Source organism: Cedecea sp. VD22 (genome assembly GCF_037150195.1).
Lineage (GTDB): Bacteria > Pseudomonadota > Gammaproteobacteria > Enterobacterales > Enterobacteriaceae > Cedecea.
Map to the genome: position 1 here is coordinate 1 of NZ_JBBCPX010000064.1, position 275 is coordinate 275.

Below are 275 nucleotides of genomic sequence, written 5' to 3' on the forward strand. Positions count from 1 at the left end.
ACGGTCCAGACTCCTACGGGAGGCAGCAGTGGGGAATATTGCACAATGGGCGCAAGCCTGATGCAGCCATGCCGCGTGTATGAAGAAGGCCTTCGGGTTGTAAAGTACTTTCAGCGAGGAGGAAGGCGTTAAGGTTAATAACCTTAGCGATTGACGTTACTCGCAGAAGAAGCACCGGCTAACTCCGTGCCAGCAGCCGCGGTAATACGGAGGGTGCAAGCGTTAATCGGAATTACTGGGCGTAAAGCGCACGCAGGCGGTTTGTTAAGTCGGAT

Annotated in this window: 1 rRNA gene; it reads left to right on the forward strand. The window is 54.2% G+C overall.

The features are described from left to right. Positions 1-275: ribosomal RNA gene (locus WFK85_RS23495) — 16S ribosomal RNA — on the forward strand; the annotation flags it as partial.